This is a genomic window from Novipirellula sp. (assembly GCF_041583735.1).
Taxonomy (GTDB): domain Bacteria; phylum Planctomycetota; class Planctomycetia; order Pirellulales; family Pirellulaceae; genus Novipirellula.
On record NZ_JBFHFD010001000.1, the window covers coordinates 1 to 1922 of the forward strand.

The 1922-nt window shown below is 56.2% G+C and carries 2 protein-coding genes; both read right to left on the minus strand.

The features are described from left to right. The coding region (locus ABX962_RS35465; RefSeq protein WP_372726368.1) for an amidohydrolase family protein at nt 1-672 on the minus strand (672 nt) is incomplete at its 3' end. Between the two features lie 68 nt (nt 673-740). Further along, nucleotides 741-1733: a hypothetical protein gene (locus ABX962_RS35470; RefSeq protein WP_372726369.1), complete on the minus strand. Its 993-nt coding sequence runs from the start codon at nt 1731-1733 to the stop codon at nt 741-743. Nucleotides 1734-1922 lie beyond the last annotated feature (189 nt).

The following is a 1922-nucleotide window of genomic DNA, read 5'->3' on the forward strand; positions in this document are numbered from 1 at the left end:
ATGCAGCGGATGAGCCAAACCGATTTCGTGAACCGCGCGGCACAAGCGGCGAATGATCGTCGATGGAGTCACACCGTACTGAGGGTGTGGTGTGTTGACGTCAAATTCGCGTGTGTTGAACTTGAACGCGCTGATCCCGCCAGGATTAACAACCTTCACTGCGATGCACTGCGTTGCTGTGACCATCCAAGCAACATAGTCATTGATGATCGCTTGCGGTGCCGCTTCGGCGAGCAGTTTCAGTAGCACGTCATCGTTGCCGAGCAAGCAGTAGCCACCGGTATCAATTCCGACCGCATCGGCCATTTCGGCGTGGGCCGAACGAGCATTGCAGGGAATCACGGCGGGCTCGAAACAGGTGGTGTAACCCATGTCGAGATAGCGATTGCCAACGACGCTAGCGGCCGGCAAAAACTCACTCATCCGCGCACTCTCGCGAGGAAACTGGTCTTGCAGTAGCAATCTTGCCAGTGTCAGTTTTCCGCCACCGATATGCGTGTGCAAATCGATCGCTCCCGCCAGTACGATGCAATCGGTAGCGTCAATTGTTTTGTCGGCGGTCAGATTCGCAGTGGGCTTCTCGATCGATTGGTCGCGGATCCATAGATCGTGAACTCCGTCGATTCCCGATGCTGGGTCAATGACGTGGCCTCCATTGACACGCATCAACATGGACAAACTTTCAAACTCAAGGACGGGGGACGCATCATCATTAAAGAGAGAGAGAGGAGGCGGCAGGGTTACTCCGCCGCTTTGGGTTGAACAGTGTCTTCGCTGACGTCTTTGTTGGCGGGGGCGTCTTTCGCGGCGTCGGCCGTATCACGATCCTTCCGAGATTTGCGGCGACCACGTGGATTTTCGTTTGCTGCCGGTTCGCCATAGACTCGATCGGTGGTGATCGTGATGCTCTCGGCCTTGACTTTGGTTTCATCGGGAGGTTGATAGAAACCGCTGATCGACACCGGGTCGCCGGGCTGGGCCAAAGAGAGATTGTTCAGACGCAGTTCAAATTGAGCATCTTCGGCTAATTGGCAGCGGACGGGAATCTTGCCGGCTTGCGTCATCATGATGCCGTTGGGGGTGATCCCCATCGGGATACCGACCACCTCATATTTCTGCGGTTCGGCGCGTTGTTGAGGATTGGCGTGACGGTCGCCGTAGACGCCAGGGGTAAATTTGTCTCGCTGGCTGCCTTTTAATTGTTGCGGAGGAACAGGCTGAAAAATTTCGACCTTTTCAATCTTCGATAACGGATTGCCTGCGCCGTCGAAGACACCCGAAAATCGGATCAGCATCCCACGGCCTAGGAAGGCAGGTTTGGCTTCGGCAACAAAGGCGAGATTGGCTAGCTCGTCGGGCGGCTGAACAAACATCTCGGTGCCGTCGTCGCGGGTGATAACCAGCACGCCTGGTTGGGCACTTTTGAGCGTCCCTTTGAACTGAGTGACCATATTCGCGCCGGCCTGGGCGAAGGCGGTCGAGGTGATTGTCAGCGAGAGCGAGAGAGCCAACAGCGAGAGAGCGAAACGGATTCGCATCAGGCTAGCAAGCTCATCACGTCCGAGGGGCAACCGAGTCTTGTATGATGGACGAAACTTGCCTGATCGATGGGGGTGGGGTGGCCGGGCGGCGGTGCCAACGGCCGCAACGTCGCTGGATTGCCGTGGTCGCCCGCTAAATTTCGGGCGGATGATTTGGGTGCTAGTCAACCGAAACAGAGATAGATTTTTCATCGATTTGATTCCCCCCATAAAAAACGAGAAAGCGGTAGGGTTGGTCAGACCATCCCCGCTGGACTTCTCGCATTGTACGGTTAGCTTGATGGCTTGTATTGATCCCTAACGTTTTGATTCCTCCGAGCCCCCGACGCGTCGATGTCGCCTGCTACGCCCTCCACCGCCCGTTCACGCGTGACCACCCGA